Here is a 15,617-nt window from a genome sequence, read left to right on the forward strand (position 1 = left end):
GTCCCGAGGATGACGTCAGAAACTGACGACGCTTCTCCATAATTTCGGCAAAGGCCTAAGCCTCACCGCACCACGAATAGCGCGTCGAGGGCCAGAACCCCGTCCCCCTCGCCATAGACAACCAGCGGGTTGATATCGACTTCGACGATCTCCGGCGCCCCGCGCATCAGCGCGCCGAGCTTCACCACCACGTCGGCGATCGCCTCCACGTCACGGGCCGGCTGGCCACGGAAGGGGCCAAGCAGCTTGGCGGCCTTGAGCTTCCTGATCTCCTCGATCGCCCGTTCGCGGCTGATATCGGCCGGCAGCAGGCGGGCATCCGCCAGCGCTTCGATCCAGACGCCGCCAAGGCCGACGAGCACGGTTGGGCCCCACTGGTCGCGCTTGGCGCCGACCACCATTTCGAGGCCCTGCCGCGCCATGCCTTCGATCAGCACACCATCCAGCGCAAGGCCCGGCTTGTGCCTTGCAATATCGGCATACATCTTCTCATGGGCGGCGCGCACGGCCGCTTCGTCGGCCAGGTTGACGATGACGCCGCCGACATCGCTCTTGTGGGCAAGCTCCGCTGCCTGCGCCTTCATCACCACCGGATAGCCGATCTCGCCGGCGATCTTCACGGCCTCGTCGGCGGATTTGGCGAGCGCGCCCCTGGGCGTCCGGATGCCGAGTTCGGAGAGGATGCGTTTGCCTTCGTATTCGACGACCAGACCGGAAGCCGGAACCTGCCTCAGGCGCGCGCCTTGCAGGGCGCGGTCGCGCGTGGCGGCCAACGCCGCCGCATACTTCATCACCACGGCCATGGCGCGCATGGCGCGTTCCGGCGAGCGGAAGAACGGGATGCCGCTGTCGCGCACCGCCTTCATGAAGGTCGGGTCAAGCGGATAGTCGTCGCCGATGATATTGAGGATGACCGGTTTTTCGGCGGTCGCGGCGACGGGAATGATCGCGTCCGACTTCTTGATCTGCATCGGCGGCGAACCGCCGGCATGCGAGAGAAAGACGATGCCGACATTCGGGTCCTTCAGCATCGCCGCCGTGGACGTGCCGAAAATGCCGGGATTGGCGAAACCGGTGGTGCCGATGTCGAACGGGTTGTCGACATGCACATAGGGCGGCACGAGCGAAGTGAGCTCGGCATGCACGTCTTCCGACAGCGTCGCGATCGGCAGGCCGACCCTTTCGCAGAAATCGAAGCAGAGGCCGCGGATCGCGCCCGAATTGGTGACGATGCCGGCCTCACCCGGCGGCGGCAAGGGGTAACGGGCCAGGATCGCCGCGACGTCGAAGAGTTCGTCGGTCGTGTCGACCAGCGCGACCGCTTCGTTGCGGACGGCTGCCTGCATGGTGGCATGGTCGCCAGCAAGCGCACCGGTATGGGACTGCGCCGCGGCCTTGCCGCGCTCGCTGGAGCCCGGATGCAGCATGACGATCGGCTTGCCGAGCTCGCGGGCGCGCCGCGCGACGGAAAGGAACTTTTGCGGGTTCTTGACCTGCTCCACATAGACCGCGACGACCGCGTTACGGGGGTCTTCGATCAGCCAGGCGATCAGGTCTTCGGCGGCGAGCACCGCCTCGTTGCCGGTCGCGACGACATAGGAAACCGCGATCTCGCGGGCATGCATGGCGAAGCGGATATTCGCCGCAGTGGCACCACTTTGGGCGACGATCGCCACACGCGAGCGCTCGCCGACACCACGCAGGTCGACCGGCTCGAAGGTGAGCGGAATGCCGTCGACATAGTTCGTATAGCCCATGCAGTTCGGTCCGAGCATCGCGATGCCTGCATTGCGGCAGATCTCGGCAAGCTCGTCCTGCTGCTGGCGGCCCTCCTCGCCGGCTTCGGCGAAGCCCGACGAATAGACGATGACGCCAGCCACTTCGCGCTCGATGCAGGCAATGACCGATTCCTTGATCGCCGCCTGGGGCACGATGAGGATCACCACGTCGACGCCCTTCGGCAGGTCGCCGATCGTCTTCACACAAGGCCGGCCGTTGATCTCGTCGCGCGAACGGCTGACGAGGTGCAGATCGCCCGAATACTTGAAGAGCTCGAGGTTTGCCAGCACGCCACCGCCGATCGAGGCGCGATCGGGCGAGGCGCCCACGATCGCGATGGATCGTGGACGCAAGAGACGATCGAGGTCGAACGTCTTGGGAGAAGTGGTCGTCATCGTGTCAGCCATGGCGGATCACTTTTAGTCGCGGCGATAGGCGCCGAGGCCCGGGCGGAAGGATTTTTCGTCAAGGAACTGGCTCATGCCGACATTGCGGCCGTTTTCCGGATCGCGCAGCTCGGTCTGGTCGGACTTGGCCATGAGATATTCGCCGGCCTGTTCCCAGCTCATGTCGCGGGTAAAGCGGCAAGCGGTCTTGGCCTGGCGCAGCACGAATGGGTTCTTGCCGATCAGCGTCTGGGCGAGCTTGCGGGTCGCCTCCTTCAGCTCTTCCGGCGCCACCGCCTTGTTGACCAGTTTCATCTCGGCGGCCTGCTTGCCGTTAAAGGTCTCGCCGGTCATGATGTAATACATGGCATCGCGGAAGCTCATCGTTTCCAGCACCGACTTGGTGACGATGCCCGCCGGGATGATCCCCCAGTTGATTTCCGAAAGGCCGAAAATCGCTTCTTCGGATGCAATGGCGAGGTCGCAGCCGACCAGGAACTGGAAGGCCCCGCCGAAGCACCAGCCATTGACCATGGAAATGGTCGGCTTCGGATAATACATCATCCGGCGCCACTGCCAGGCGGCGTTGGCCCGGAACAGGCGCTCGCGCTGGATCGGCGGCACCTTGTCGGTGGCGCGGAAATATTCCTTCAAGTCCATGCCGGCCGAGAAGGATTCGCCCGCCCCGGTCACCACCATCACCTTGCAGCGGTCGTCCTCTTCCAGCGCGTCCATGATCGCGTTCATTTCCCAGACGATGCCAGGATTGATGGCGTTGCGCTGCTTCGGGCGATTGAGGGTCACCCAGGCGATGCCCTCGTCGAATTCGACGGTGACATATTCGCCCCATTTGCCCGGACTGGTGGATTCGGTCTGATTTTCCATGACAATTCTCCCTGCTTGTCGATTGAATATCAGGGACCCGAATATGTGTCAACAAGCTGTTAGCCGCGCCCCAGGAAAGGCATCTCCACCGGCAGGATTATGCTTTCGTAGAGGTTAACGTCGTCCGGCAGGGTGGCCATCAATACGACGATCCGCGCCACGTCGAGCGGCATCATCGTGGCGGGGCGGACCTGATCGGTGACGCCCGGAACGAGCGAGCTGACGGTCGAGCCCGGATGCACCATGGAGACGGCGATACCGTGTTCGCGGCCATCGACGGCGAGCGAACGGGTGAAACCTTCGAGCGCGAACTTGCTGGCCGTATAGGCGGCGGTATGCGGGCGCGGCACTTTCGAAGACAGACTGCCCATGTTGATGATGCGGCCACGCTTCTGTTCCATCATCATGGTGAAGGCGGCTCGGCTGCAATAGAAGACCGAGTGAAGATTGGCGCCGATCACCTCGTGCCAGCGCTCGTTGGTCAGCTTTTCGATCGCCGTATGATCGGCGATGCCGGCATTGTTGATGAGGATGTCGAGCCGGCCGTATCGCTCCTTCACGCGATCGAAAAGTTCCGAGACCTGAGCCTCGTCGGTGACGTCGGTCGGCACGACGAGCGTACGGCCGCCCTCTGCCTCGATCTCCGCCGACAGCTTTTCAAGCTTATCCGCGCTGCGGGCGGCGAGCACGGTGACGGCGCCCTCGGCGGCGATCGCCTTGGCGATGCCCCAGCCTATCCCGGAACTCGCGCCGGTGACGACGGCAATGCGGTCCTTGATCGAAATCATCTTGAAATTCCCCTTCCCGATGAACCGCGCTCAATTGCGCGAAATTCCCTCATAAAGCGCTTCAAGGCCGCGCCGGTCGCTCACTCCAAGCTTGCGATAGGCGCGCTGACGGTAGGTGACGATGCTCGACAGCGCGAGCCCGACCTTTTCGGAAATCTCCCGGTGCGTGCGCCCGAGCAGCAGGCCGGCGGAAACCTCCGCCTCGCGGCCCGAGAGCGCATAGCCCGCCTGCAAGAGCCGTCCGGCAATCTCCTGTTGCGGCGGATGCAAGGGCGCCGTCTGCGGCCGTCCCTGCAGGCGCACGTGCTTGACAAGCATCGCCATCAGAAGCGGAGCCATGGTTTCGACACGCTCCACGGCCGAAATCGGAAACGGTCCGCTCTCACGCGTCCGGTAAAGACTCGCGAAAATCCGCGGCGTATCGGCATGGTAAAGCGTCAGCCGCTCCAGAACATGGGCGCGTTCGTAACAGTCGCGGCGGTATTCCGGATCGCTAATGCCGTTCCAGGCCTGCCGCACCACCTGCACCTTGCGATGACCCGAGTTGCTATGATCGGGACTGCCGTTCAGCATCTGCCGCGTCACCCGGTCGCGCTGCCAGTAGCGGCGGGCGTAATCGAGCGAGGCGCGCTCGGCAAAGCCGGGGATCGTCGAATGGTAGCCGCAGGCGAAGAGGTAGCTCAGCGACCCGTCTTCCTCCACCTGGAAGGCGGAACAGAAATCGGTGCCGGCGATGCCGCGCAGCGTTTCCAGGAATTTCTCCGGAAAGCCGGGTTCGCCGACTTCGTCCATCAGCACGGCCATCGGGGCCAGGGTGTCCATATCAAGCGCCGGCATTGACGCCTCCTGCCATCTTCATAAATTTGCGACGTGGAGATCCGATCGGAGGACGTCCCCTCTCAAGGTGGACATGGGAGAAACGGCAAAGGCCTACCATCACGGTCAATGCAACAAGCCTGGATATGGAGGAACGACCATGGTTGACGCACCGAAGCTTCGCAAGCTCTATCACTTTTCCTACCCCTGCCGCGACGGCGAAGAGACCCGCAAGTTCTACGAGGACCTGCTCGGCCTGCCGCTGGTCAACTGCATGACCTCCGACCGCGTGCCGTCCACGGGCGAGGAAAAGCCCTACGCGCATTTCTTCTTCGAAATGGGCGACGGCTCCTATATGGCCTTTTTCGACCTCGGCGAAAACATCATGCCGCTCCCCTCGCCGAACACGCCGGACTGGGTCCAGCACTTCGCCATGGAGGTCGACTCGGTCGAGGAAGTGCTGAAGTTCAAGAAACGGCTGCAGGACGCCGGCGTGAAGACGACCGACGTCATCGATCACGAGTTCATCAACTCGATCTACTTCTTCGATCCGAATGGCCTGCGTCTGGAAATCACCGCCCGCACGGAAGAGCCCGGCTACCTCGCGAAGGCCGCGTCCGAAGCCCATGACAGCATGAAGGCATGGGTCAAGAAGAAGGCTGCGCTCATCGCCAAGAAGTCGGCGGCGGCTTGAGACTATTGTCCTGCGGCGGTGCCGCAGTCTTAACCCTCCCCCTTGTGGGGAAGGTGGCCGGCCGGCGGGAGGGGTTTCGATGCGACGTGGTGTCCCCTCCCCAACCCCTCCCCACAAGGGGGAGGGGCTTAACCTGCCGCACCGTCTCATATTCTCATAACGGTTTGCCTTCGATAGCGACAAACCAGCACCATCGTTCCAATCTGGACGGTGGTGCTTTTGTTTAAAGCACACTGTCAAATCCTCCTGATGGTAGGGAACCCGCTCCCCACGGGTCCCTGTCCCTTACGTCAACAACCCCTGCCGGCGGCTCCAATCCATCACCCGGTCGATGCAGATATTCAAAAGCTCCGGCTGGCCGAGATAATAATGGGTCGCGTGCGGGATCGTCAGATATTCCTTGTTGGGCGTCGCGAGTGCGGCGCGGATGGTCGGATTGTGGGTCGCCGGAACCGCCTCGTCCGCATTGTTCTCGATTTGCAGCACCGGCGAGCGCTTGATCAGCGCCGCGTTCACCGACCCCTTGGCGTTCGAAAGGTCATAACTCCACTGGCTGAGCCAGGAACGCAACGTCGTGAAGCGGGCAAGCCCGACCGGCCCGACATTGACCGTTCGCGGATCGCCCATGTAGCTCTTGCCGATCGGCCGGTCGTTCGGGTCGATCGTGCCGTCGAACCAGCGCACGTCACACATGGTGCGGTGAACGACGAAGGCGCGTTCCTGCTCCGGGCCGCCGCGACGCTTCAGTTCGGCGAGCGTGTCGAGCGCCCACTGGGTGATCTTGCGGTTGCGGGCGACCTGTGCGGCGCGAAAGCGCTCGACGAACTCCTTCGTATAGGGCGGCTGGTGCGGACAGTCCGGCGAATAGATATCGAATTCCGGATCGCGGATATCCGGGTTCATCTCGTCGATGACCGAGGGGTCGAGCCATTCGGTGAGCGTTTCGGCCCGCGACAGATGCGCGGCGATGAAGATGACGCCGTCGGCGGGTTTCAACCCGGCTTCCACGAGGTTCACCTCGTCGCCGGCCGGCGTGTGGGTGATTGTCGGGTTTTCCGCCTGCGCCTGATAGAAAAGCGACAGCGAACCGCCGCCCGACCAGCCGACCAGCACGACCTTCTCGTAGCCGAGTTCGCCGCGGGCGTGATCGAGCCACTTGCCGAGATCGATCGCCACCTTTTCCATGATGAGGGCGGTGTCGTTCTTCGGATAGCGGCTTGCGGCGCAGAGCACGTGCAGGCCCGCGTCCGCCAGCGCCGTCGGCATCGGCAGGAGCTGCAGCGTCGAAGTGGGATGCATGAAGACGTAAACGGTCTTCGACGGGACGTTGGCCGGGCGCAGCAACTGTCCTTCGAGATTCACCTTGCCGGAATTGCCGGCAAAGCCGTAGGTCTCGGTATATCTCGCCGTCTCCGGGAACGAGACGATCAGCGGGATTCGCTGCCATTCCGCCTTGGTGTTCATGATTTCCTACCCGTTATGCTTCGCCCGCCCGCCCGGCCGGCCGGCAAGCCGGCGAGCGGGCTCTTTTTGCGTGTGCTCTGGTTCCGTCTTCAGAAGACGGTTTCCGGTGATTTGTTGCCAACCACGACCGGCACCGAACTGGCGTCATAGGTGAAAAGCCATTCGTAGCGCTGCTTGACCTTGTCTTCCTGCCATTCGGCATTGACGTAATCCTCGGCAAGCTTCGGGTCCTTCAGCGCCGGATTGTGGAAGCGGCTTAGATTTCCCTCGGCACCACGGACAATCTTGCCGGTCCGCTCGACGCGAGCCGCCTCGTAACCGGCGAAGGCCGCTTCATGATTGCCGCCGTTCTCGGCCAGCGCACGGGCCAGAATGAAACCGTCCTCGATTGCCATGACCGCGCCCTGCGCCAGGAACGGCAGGGTTGGATGGCAGGCGTCGCCGAGCAGGGTCACCCGGCCCTTCGTCCACTTGTCCATCGGCGGACGCAGCATCAGCGCCCATTTGTAAGGCACGTCGATCGCCTTGATCAGCGTGTGGATGTCCTCATGCCAGCCTTCGTAGTCGGCAAGGCATTCTTCCGTCGTGCCAGCGACCGACCAGGATTCCACCTGCCAATTTGAGCGCTCGACCACAGAGACGTAGTTCATCAGCTTGCCGCCGCGCAGCAGGTACTGGATGACATGGCCGCCGGGGCCTATCCAGTTGGTGGCGACCGGGCGCAGCATGCGCTGCGGCAGGCGCTCGACCGGAATGACGCCCCGCCAGGCGACGATGCCGGTGAATTTCGGATCGTCACGGCCGAACAGCGTCTCGCGGATCTTCGAATGCACGCCATCGGCCCCGACCGCGATATCCGACGTGGCACTCGTACCGTCGGCGAACGAGATCGTCACGCCCTTATCGTCCTGGGCAATCCCCACGCACTTCTTTGAAAGCTTGATGGCATCCGGCTTGATCCTGCGAACGCCCGCCGCGAGCGTCTGGTGCAGGTCGTTGCGATGGATGGTGATGTAAGGAAAGCCGTAGCGTTCGATGGATAGCGGGCCGAGGTCGAACAATTTCCAGGTCTGCCCGGTATTCCACAGCCGGATCTCCTTGCCGTCCGCCTGGGCGGCAATCTCCATGATCTCGCGCTCAAGGCCCAAAGCGAAGAGGATTCGCGTGCCGTTGGCGCTGACCTGGACGCCGGCGCCGACCTCCTTCAACTCAACCGCCTGCTCATAAACGTCGACGTCGAAGCCTTGGCGGAGCAACGACAGAGCCGCCGTCAAACCACCAATCCCACCTCCCACGACTGATATCTTCATTTTCTTATCCTTTGAAATCCTGACGGATAATCTCTTCGCACCGCATCCGCCTGTCAACCATTTTTGATAAAGTATAATTGACTTTGTTTAAAACCAATTTCATATCTGGCCACGGGAAGCTGTTGAAAACGTCTTCGCCATAGGCCCATGCAACGGGAGGTTTCAATCCACAGATCAAAAACTTGAAAGCAAGTCCGGAAATTACACCTCAGATGTCTGGTTTCCTGATATTATTGGGATAAGATCGGAAACACGGCTCAGGTGTGGTATCTGGTCGAAAAAAGGCAGCGGAATTCGATTGACTGACAAGAGGGGTCCTCTTGTATATAGTCAAATCTGGTTGCCCATAGACGAATTCAGCCGGCAGGTTCGAGGTGCGGGGCGAACGGTATGCGCAATGGCGGTTTGGCCGATGCTGAAGCGGAGCCAGGCCGGTTACACAGTCAGGTTTTCAGGGAGGAAACCATGGTCATCAAAAGTCCGCAGGATTTCGGCGCGGGCATCTTGTTCATCCTCTTCGGCGCAATCGGCCTCTATATCGGTTCGGATCTCACATTCGGTTCCGCGCGCAACATGGGACCGGGTTATTTCCCGATGATCATCTGCGGTCTGATCGTGCTCATCGGCCTGATTGTCACGGCGAAATCGCTCTCGCTCGAAGGGCCGGCGATCGAGCGTATCCAGTTCCGCCCGATCCTTTTCATCCTGCTGGCGATCGCAGCCTTCGGTCTTTTGATTGCGCAGGTCGGCGCGGTGATCTCCTCGATCCTGCTGATCCTGTTCGCAGCTTACGCACGGCGCGGGGTTAACTTCATCGAGACGATCGTCTTTGCGGTCTGCACCGCCGCATTCGTCGTCATCATCTTCGTCTATGCGCTCGGGCAGCCGATGCCGGTCTGGTGGGGCAGGTAACCAATGGAAGTCTTCGAACATCTCGCAACCGGCTTCATGGCCGCAGGTACGCTGGAGAACCTGCTCTTCTGTCTGATCGGCACGGTGCTCGGCACGCTGATCGGTGTCCTCCCTGGCATCGGTCCTATTCCTGCCCTCGCCATCCTTCTGCCGATCACCTTCGGTCTCGACCCGCTCTCCTCGCTCATCATGCTGGCCGGCATCTATTACGGCGCCCAATATGGCGGCTCGACCACCTCGATCCTGGTCAACATGCCGGGCGAAGCTTCCTCGGTGGTAACCTGCATCGAAGGCCACCAGATGGCCCGGCGCGGGCGCGCTGGCGCGGCGCTCGCGATCGCTGCCCTCGGCTCGTTCTTCGCCGGCTGCGTCGGCACGGTCTTCATCGCCGCCTTCGGCCCGCCGCTGTCGGCGATCGCCCAGCAGTTCAACTCGCCGGACTATTTCGCGCTTATGCTGCTCGGCCTCGTCATGGCGATCGTGCTGGCGCACGGCTCGGTGCTCAAGGCCGTCGCCATGGTGCTCATGGGGCTACTTCTCGGCCTCGTCGGCACCGACATCAACACAGGCCTCACCCGCTACACCTTCGGGCTCTCCGGCCTCTGGGAAGGCATCGACTTCCTGCCGCTGGTCCTCGGCCTCTTCGGCATCGTGGAAATCATCCGCAACCTCGAAAACCCGCCCCCGCCGCGCGAGACGATCAGCACGCGGCTGCGCGATCTCTGGCCCAACAGACAGGAGATAAAGGAGTCCATTCCGGCGGCGCTGCGCGGCACCGGTCTCGGCTCGATCCTCGGCATCCTGCCCGGCGGCGGCGCGGTTCTTGCCTCCTTCGCCAGCTATACGCTGGAGAAGAAGATCACCAAGACACCCCGCAAGTTCGGCAACGGCGCCGTCGAAGGCGTGGCCGGGCCGGAGGCTGCCAACAATGCGGCAGCGCAAACCTCGTTCATTCCGCTTCTGACGCTCGGCATTCCGTCGAACCCGATCATGGCGATCATGATGGGCGCGATGATCATCCAGGGCATCCAGCCGGGTGCGGCCGTCATGACCACCCGTCCGGACCTCTTCTGGGGCATGGTCGCCTCCATGTGGATCGGCAACCTGATGCTGGTCATCATCAACCTGCCGATGATCGGCATCTGGGTGAAGCTGCTGTCGGTTCCCTACCGACTGCTCTACCCGGCGATCCTGCTGTTTTGCGCGATCGGTGTCTATTCGACCAGCACGGAGCCGTTCATGATGGTCCTGATGATCGTCTTCACGATCTTCGGCTATATCCTGCACAAGCTCGGCTGCGAACCGGCGCCCATGGTGCTCGGCTTCATCCTCGGTCCGCTGATGGAGGAGAACTTGCGGCGCTCGCTGGTCATCTCGCGCGGCGATCCGATGATCTTCATAGACCGTCCGATCTCCGCGACGCTGCTCGTCGCAACGCTGCTGATGATCGGGCTGATCGTCTTCCCGCAATTCCGCAAGACGCGCGAGGAGGCGTTCCAGGAAGAATAATAGACATTCGCAACATTTTGGAGGAGGAGCCAAATGACTGCACAATTTCTGAAACTGACACGACGCACCTTCATCGCGGCGGCCGCCACGGCCGCCGTTCTGCCGGGGGTCGCATCCGCCCAATCGGGCTATCCCGGCGATACGGTCACGTTCGTATGCGCATTCCCGGCCGGCAGCGGCGCGGACGTTCTCGTCCGTTATTTCTCCGAGAAGATCGCGGCGGTCGCCAAGCAGACGGTGATCGTCGAAAACAAGCCGGGCGCCAACGGCAATATCGCAGCCGAATACGTAAGCCGCGCCAAGCCGGACGGTTACACGGTCTATGTCCATTCCGGCACGTCGACCGCCGCCAACATGTCGCTTTTCAAGAAGCCGCCGATCGACGTGACCAAGGCGCTGCGCGGCGTCCAGTTCATCAACAAGCAGCCGTTCATGATCGCGGTTGCGGCCGACTCGCCGATCAAGGACATCAGCGAGCTCACCCAGCATCTGAAGGCCAAGGGCGGCGAAGCCACCTACGGTTCGACCGCGACCTCGGGCAAGGTGCTTGCCGAGGTCTATCTGCAGCTCGCCGGCGTCTCGGCGACGGAAGTCGCCTATAAGACGGGGCCGGATTCGCTCAACGACATCGTCAGCGGCCAGCTCGATTTCGCGGCCCTCGACCCGGTCTTCGCGCTCAGCCAGCAGCGTGAGGGACGGCTGAGGCTGCTCGCCGTCGGCTCGCCGCAACGCATGAAGTCGACACCGGACATTCCGGCGCTCAGGGAATACGGCCTCAATGTCGATCAGCTCGGATGGTGGGGTGTCTTCGTGCCGGCAAAAACCCCGGACGACATCGTCATGAAGCTGAATGCCATGTTCCAGGAAGTGCTCGACAATCCGGAGACCGAGGCCTTCCTGAACAAGTTCGGCGGCGACGTCTATACGGGCACGCCGAAGGAGGTCGACGAGCTTCTTTTAAAGACCGTCGAGGAATGGCGCGGATACGTGGCGCTCGCGAAAATCCCGCAGAACTGAAACTGCCGGGCCACGTACCGCGACACATTTTGGCATCAAGGGAGGATTGAATGCCGATCAACACCGATATCACGCGCCGAAATCTCATGGCGCTCACGGCCGCAACCGTATTGGCTCCTGCCGGCGCCTTCGCGCAGAATGCCTATCCGAACGGCCAGATCACCTTCATCTGCGCGTTCCCGCCCGGCAGCGGCGCCGACGTGCTCGTCCGTTACTTCGCCGACAAGTTCGCCAAGGTTTCAGCCCAGACCGTCATCGTCGAAAACAAGCCCGGTGCGGCGGGCAATATCGCCGCGCAATACACCGCCCGCGCCAAGCCGGACGGCTATACGATCTATGTCCATTCCGGCACGTCGACGGCTGCCAACATGTCGCTCTTTAAGGCGCCGCCGATCGACGTGGTGAAGGAATTGCAGGCGACTTCCTTCATCAACAAGCAGGCCTTCATGTTCCTCGTGGCCTATGACAGCCCGATCAAGGACCTGAAGGAACTGACGGCAATGCTGAAGCAGAAGGGCTCGGACGCCAGCTACGCCACGGCCGCGACGTCCGGCAAGGTGCTGGGTGAGGTCTACAAGCAGATCGCCGGCGTCGAGCCGGTCGAGGTCAACTTCAAGGACGCCAACGATTCGCTCAACGACATGCTGAGCGGCGCCATCGACTACGGCGTCCACGACCCGGTCTTCGCGCTCTCGCAGGCCAAGGAAAAGCGGTTGCGCATCCTGGCCTCCGGTTCGCCGGTCCGGCTGAAGTCGATCCCGGACGTGCCCACCGCCAAGGAGCAGGGCTACGACATAGACCAGCTCGGCTGGTGGGGCTCCTTCGTTCCGAAGGCAACGCCGCGGCCGGTCGTTGACAGGATCAACGCGCTCTTCAACGAGATCCTGGCTCAGCCGGATACCGTCGCCTTCCTCGGCAAGTTTGGAGGAGACGTCTATGTGGGCACGCCGGACGAGGGCCAGGAGCTTCTCGCCAAGACGGTCGAGGAGTGGAAGACCTACGTGGCTTTGGCCAAGATTCCGCAGAATTAATCAACAGAATAGAAAGACCCTATCGCCATAGTGCGCCGGGGCCTTTCGCAGGGACCCTTATTCACCGCCATAGGAGACGAAAAGTGAGAAAATGGCTTAAGAAGATAGCGCAAGCCACCGCCGCCATGGCGATGCTGGCGGTCGCGCAGGTTGCACATGTCACTCCAGCCCAAGCTGCTTATCCGGACCAGACGATCACCTTCGTCTGCGCCTTCCCGGCAGGCAGCGGCGCCGACGTTCTCGTCCGCTATTTCGCGGACAAGGTCGCAAAGGTCTCGGGTGCCACGATCATTGTCGAGAACAAGCCGGGCGCGCTCAGCAATATCGCTGCGGAATACACCGCCCGCTCCAAGCCGGACGGCTACACGATCTTCGTTCACTCCGGCAACTCGATCGCCGGCAACATGTGGATCATGAAGAAGCCGCCGATCAACGTCGTCACCGACCTGATGACGATCGCCACCGTCAACAAGCAGGCCTTCATGATCGCTGTCGCGCCGGACAGCCCCTACAAGGACATGAAGGAACTGACCGCTGCCATGAAGGAAAAGGGCGACGGCGGCTCTTATGCCGTAAACGCCACGTCCGGCAAGGTTCTGGCCGAGGTCTACAAGCAGATCGCCGGCCTCGACACGGTTGCCGTCCAGTACAAGACCGCAGCGGACTCGCTGAACGACATCACCAGCGGCGCGATGGACTGGGGTTCATATGACCCGGTCTTCGCCCTGTCGCAGCAGCGTCAAGGCCGCCTGCGTCTTCTTGGCGTCGGCGCCGCCGAACGCATGAAGGGCGCTCCGGAAATTCCGACGCTGAAGGAACAGGGCTTTGACATCGACCAGCTCGGCTGGTGGGGTGCCATGGTTGCCAAGGGCACGCCGGACGACATCGTCACCAAGATCAACGGCTGGTTCAACACGGTTCTGGCCCAGCCCGACACCGTCAAGTTCCTGGCCGACCAGGGTGGCGACGCCTACATCACCACGCCGGCCGAAGCCCAGGCCCTGATGGCCAAGACCGTCGATGAGTGGAAGGAATACGTCCGGATTGCCCAGATCCCGCAGCAGTGAGCCGTGGCTCCTGGAAGCCAAACAGGAAAGCCGGCGGAAACGCCGGCTTTCTTCGTTTTTTACCCCATATCTAATCCCTGTACGACGGATCGATCCTGTCGAGCTTGCGCAGCATCGCCGGCCATTCCTTGAGGCCGGGTTTTGCCGGCGACATCTCGTACATATGCGCGGTCAGCTCGGCGATCTTCTCTTCCGGAACGGTGAGGCCCCGCGGCTGGGCAGCCATGGCGGCAAGCTGGGCTCGGGCGGCCTTTTCCAACCAGAAGGTCCACACGAAGGCCTCTCCGACCGTCTCCCCGGTGGTGAGCGTGCCATGGTTCTTGAGGATCATGTTCTTGTGCGGTCCAAGGTCGCGGATCAGCCGCTCCTGCTCGTCCATGTTGAGCGCCAGACCTTCGTAGCCGTGATAGCCGATGCGGTTATAGAAGAACATCGAATGCTGCGAGAGCGGCAGAAGACCGCAATCGAGCATGGAAAGCGCCATGCCGGCTTCGGTGTGGAGATGCATGACGCAGTTGAGTTCATGCCGGGCCTTGTGGACGGCGTGATGGATGACGAAGCCCGCGCCGTTCACCGGATAGTCCGACTTGCCGATGATCTTCGCTTCGTGGTCGATCTTCACGAGATTGCTCGCCTTGATCTCGTCGAAGGCAAGCCCGAACGGGTTGATCAGGAAATGGTCGTCGGTGCCGGGTACGCGGGCCGAGATATGCGTGTAGATGAGGTCGTCCCAGCCATAAAGCGCGGCCAGCCGATAGGCCGCGGCGAGATCGACGCGCACGGCCCATTCCTCATCGGTGATCGAGGACCGGTCGAATTCGGTGACGACCTCTTGATTGCCGTCCTGCCCCGCAAGACCGATAACATGACGCTGGAATGCCATTTCACACCTCCCTATAGTTCAAAAGCCCAGATTGCGACCGGGACCACCGGCGTCGGCAGCGGTGCTCCGACAAAATAAGCCTCGACGTTCTCGACCAGCAAAAGGGCCATGGCGAGGCGGGTATCGGCGGTGGCGCTACCCTGATGCGGGGTCATGATGACGTTCGGCAGGGTGCGCAGCTTTTCCGGCACCTTCGGCTCGTTGGCGAAGACGTCAAGTGCCGCAAAGCCGAGCTTGCCGGTTTCGAGCACTTCGATCAGCGCCGCCTCGTCAACGATCGAGCCGCGGGAGACATTGACCAGCGTGCCATCGGGGCCGAGCGCCTCGAGCACCTCCCGGTTGACGATGTTGCGCGTATCCTCGCCGCCGCGGCTGGCAATCACCAGGAAGTCACTCCCGGCCGCCATGGCGATGAGATCCGGCATGTAGCGGTAAGATACCGGCTTCCGACGAGGCCCGTGATAGGAAACGCACATGCCGAAAGCGGCCGCACGCTCGGCGATCGCCGCACCGATATTGCCGAGCCCAACAATGCCGATCGCCTTGTTCTTCAGCGAACGGCTGAGCGGCACCTTCGCCGCGATCGTGGTCCACCGGCCATCACGGACATATTGATTCTGCGTGACGATATCGCGGGCCGACGCCAGCATCAGCGCCATGGCAAGGTCTGCAACGTCTTCCGTCAGCAGGCCCGGCGTGTTGCAAATGCCGATACCCCGCGCCTTCGCGCTCGGCACATGGATCGCATCGACCCCAATCCCGTAACAGGCGATCAGCCTCAGGTCCGGAAATTTCTCGAGCACATCCGCGCTGGCGCCGACGCCGGGATCGGTGACCAGCACCTCGACATCGGTCATCGGCTTGCCAGCAAGTACCTCCTCGATGGCCATGCGTTTTCCGCCCATGCCTTCCAACGTCGCGACGACCGACGCCGGCAGTACCGCGGTGAGGATGACGATGCGGATGGTGTTCTGCCTTGATGTCACGGAAACGACGCCCTCCCCGGATCGAATTCCCGGGCGCGAGTTTATACGGCTCCCTGTCATCGCGATAGGGATTTCTGTCGATGATGAACG

The 15,617-nt window shown here is 62.0% G+C and carries 14 protein-coding genes; 6 read left to right on the forward strand and 8 right to left on the reverse strand.

What is annotated here, in order from left to right; genetic code table 11:
- Positions 1-62 precede the first annotated feature (62 nt).
- From ACMGE0_RS25335 to ACMGE0_RS25350, 4 genes are read right to left on the reverse strand one after another with little or no spacing between them, the layout of a single operon-like run.
- Positions 63-2,186 (reverse strand): acetate--CoA ligase family protein, encoded by a 2,124-nt coding sequence (locus ACMGE0_RS25335; protein WP_436818663.1) that lies wholly within the window; start codon positions 2,184-2,186, stop codon positions 63-65.
- Positions 2,187-2,198: 12 nt separating this feature from the next.
- A complete protein-coding gene (locus tag ACMGE0_RS25340; RefSeq protein ID WP_436818664.1) occupies positions 2,199-3,050 on the reverse strand; it encodes a p-hydroxycinnamoyl CoA hydratase/lyase in 852 nt (283 codons plus the stop codon).
- A 59-nt stretch (positions 3,051-3,109) separates the two neighbouring features.
- Positions 3,110-3,838: an SDR family oxidoreductase gene (locus ACMGE0_RS25345; protein WP_436818665.1), complete on the reverse strand. Its 729-nt coding sequence runs from the start codon at positions 3,836-3,838 to the stop codon at positions 3,110-3,112.
- Between the two features lie 30 nt (positions 3,839-3,868).
- Positions 3,869-4,675 (reverse strand): helix-turn-helix transcriptional regulator, encoded by an 807-nt coding sequence (locus ACMGE0_RS25350; protein WP_436818666.1) that lies wholly within the window; start codon positions 4,673-4,675, stop codon positions 3,869-3,871.
- Between the two features lie 139 nt (positions 4,676-4,814).
- Here ACMGE0_RS25350 and ACMGE0_RS25355 point away from each other — a divergent pair, with 139 nt between their 5' ends.
- Positions 4,815-5,348 carry a VOC family protein gene (locus tag ACMGE0_RS25355; RefSeq protein WP_436818667.1) on the forward strand — a complete coding sequence of 178 codons (534 nt, stop codon included), beginning with the start codon at positions 4,815-4,817 and terminating at the stop codon, positions 5,346-5,348.
- Between the two features lie 285 nt (positions 5,349-5,633).
- Here the strand turns inward: ACMGE0_RS25355 and ACMGE0_RS25360 are convergent, their stop codons facing one another.
- Together ACMGE0_RS25360 and ACMGE0_RS25365 are read right to left on the reverse strand one after the other, a co-directional pair.
- Complete coding sequence (locus tag ACMGE0_RS25360; protein WP_436818668.1) at positions 5,634-6,812, reverse strand: alpha/beta fold hydrolase; 1,179 nt, start codon at positions 6,810-6,812, stop codon at positions 5,634-5,636.
- Positions 6,813-6,901: 89 nt separating this feature from the next.
- Positions 6,902-8,122 (reverse strand): FAD-dependent monooxygenase, encoded by a 1,221-nt coding sequence (locus ACMGE0_RS25365; RefSeq protein WP_436818669.1) that lies wholly within the window; start codon positions 8,120-8,122, stop codon positions 6,902-6,904.
- Positions 8,123-8,587: 465 nt separating this feature from the next.
- Here ACMGE0_RS25365 and ACMGE0_RS25370 point away from each other — a divergent pair, with 465 nt between their 5' ends.
- The 5 genes from ACMGE0_RS25370 (at position 8,588) to ACMGE0_RS25390 (ending at position 13,658) form a co-directional block, all read left to right on the forward strand.
- Complete coding sequence (locus ACMGE0_RS25370; protein WP_436818670.1) at positions 8,588-9,034, forward strand: tripartite tricarboxylate transporter TctB family protein; 447 nt, start codon at positions 8,588-8,590, stop codon at positions 9,032-9,034.
- A gap of 3 nt (positions 9,035-9,037) precedes the next feature.
- On the forward strand, positions 9,038-10,543 hold the full coding sequence (locus tag ACMGE0_RS25375; protein WP_436818671.1) for a tripartite tricarboxylate transporter permease: 1,506 nt from the start codon (positions 9,038-9,040) through the stop codon (positions 10,541-10,543).
- 33 nt (positions 10,544-10,576) lie between these two features.
- Entirely contained in the window at positions 10,577-11,560 is a 984-nt protein-coding gene (locus ACMGE0_RS25380) for a Bug family tripartite tricarboxylate transporter substrate binding protein (RefSeq protein ID WP_436818672.1), read from the forward strand.
- Between the two features lie 50 nt (positions 11,561-11,610).
- Positions 11,611-12,591 carry a Bug family tripartite tricarboxylate transporter substrate binding protein gene (locus ACMGE0_RS25385; protein WP_436818673.1) on the forward strand — a complete coding sequence of 327 codons (981 nt, stop codon included), beginning with the start codon at positions 11,611-11,613 and terminating at the stop codon, positions 12,589-12,591.
- Between the two features lie 83 nt (positions 12,592-12,674).
- Entirely contained in the window at positions 12,675-13,658 is a 984-nt protein-coding gene (locus ACMGE0_RS25390; RefSeq protein ID WP_436818674.1) for a Bug family tripartite tricarboxylate transporter substrate binding protein, read from the forward strand.
- Between the two features lie 70 nt (positions 13,659-13,728).
- Here ACMGE0_RS25390 and ACMGE0_RS25395 read toward each other — a convergent pair whose 3' ends face one another.
- Together ACMGE0_RS25395 and ACMGE0_RS25400 are read right to left on the reverse strand one after the other, a co-directional pair.
- Positions 13,729-14,541 carry a class II aldolase/adducin family protein gene (locus tag ACMGE0_RS25395; RefSeq protein WP_436818675.1) on the reverse strand — a complete coding sequence of 271 codons (813 nt, stop codon included), beginning with the start codon at positions 14,539-14,541 and terminating at the stop codon, positions 13,729-13,731.
- Positions 14,542-14,552: 11 nt separating this feature from the next.
- Positions 14,553-15,527 carry a 2-hydroxyacid dehydrogenase gene (locus tag ACMGE0_RS25400; RefSeq protein ID WP_436818676.1) on the reverse strand — a complete coding sequence of 325 codons (975 nt, stop codon included), beginning with the start codon at positions 15,525-15,527 and terminating at the stop codon, positions 14,553-14,555.
- Positions 15,528-15,617: the final 90 nt, after the last annotated feature.

Origin of the sequence: Neorhizobium descurainiae, assembly GCF_051400715.1 — a bacterium.
Classification (GTDB): domain Bacteria; phylum Pseudomonadota; class Alphaproteobacteria; order Rhizobiales; family Rhizobiaceae; genus Neorhizobium.

Bases quoted from the DNA above. Each gene is read 5' to 3' on its own strand.
- ACMGE0_RS25335 (WP_436818663.1), bottom strand. From the start codon at position 2,186: ATGGCTGACACGATGACGACCACTTCTCCCAAGACGTTCGACCTCGAT.
- ACMGE0_RS25340 (WP_436818664.1), bottom strand. From the start codon at position 3,050: ATGGAAAATCAGACCGAATCCACCAGTCCGGGCAAATGGGGCGAATAT.
- ACMGE0_RS25345 (WP_436818665.1), bottom strand. From the start codon at position 3,838: ATGATTTCGATCAAGGACCGCATTGCCGTCGTCACCGGCGCGAGTTCC.
- ACMGE0_RS25350 (WP_436818666.1), bottom strand. From the start codon at position 4,675: ATGCCGGCGCTTGATATGGACACCCTGGCCCCGATGGCCGTGCTGATG.
- ACMGE0_RS25355 (WP_436818667.1), top strand. From the start codon at position 4,815: ATGGTTGACGCACCGAAGCTTCGCAAGCTCTATCACTTTTCCTACCCC.
- ACMGE0_RS25360 (WP_436818668.1), bottom strand. From the start codon at position 6,812: ATGAACACCAAGGCGGAATGGCAGCGAATCCCGCTGATCGTCTCGTTC.
- ACMGE0_RS25365 (WP_436818669.1), bottom strand. From the start codon at position 8,122: ATGAAGATATCAGTCGTGGGAGGTGGGATTGGTGGTTTGACGGCGGCT.
- ACMGE0_RS25370 (WP_436818670.1), top strand. From the start codon at position 8,588: ATGGTCATCAAAAGTCCGCAGGATTTCGGCGCGGGCATCTTGTTCATC.
- ACMGE0_RS25375 (WP_436818671.1), top strand. From the start codon at position 9,038: ATGGAAGTCTTCGAACATCTCGCAACCGGCTTCATGGCCGCAGGTACG.
- ACMGE0_RS25380 (WP_436818672.1), top strand. From the start codon at position 10,577: ATGACTGCACAATTTCTGAAACTGACACGACGCACCTTCATCGCGGCG.
- ACMGE0_RS25385 (WP_436818673.1), top strand. From the start codon at position 11,611: ATGCCGATCAACACCGATATCACGCGCCGAAATCTCATGGCGCTCACG.
- ACMGE0_RS25395 (WP_436818675.1), bottom strand. From the start codon at position 14,541: ATGGCATTCCAGCGTCATGTTATCGGTCTTGCGGGGCAGGACGGCAAT.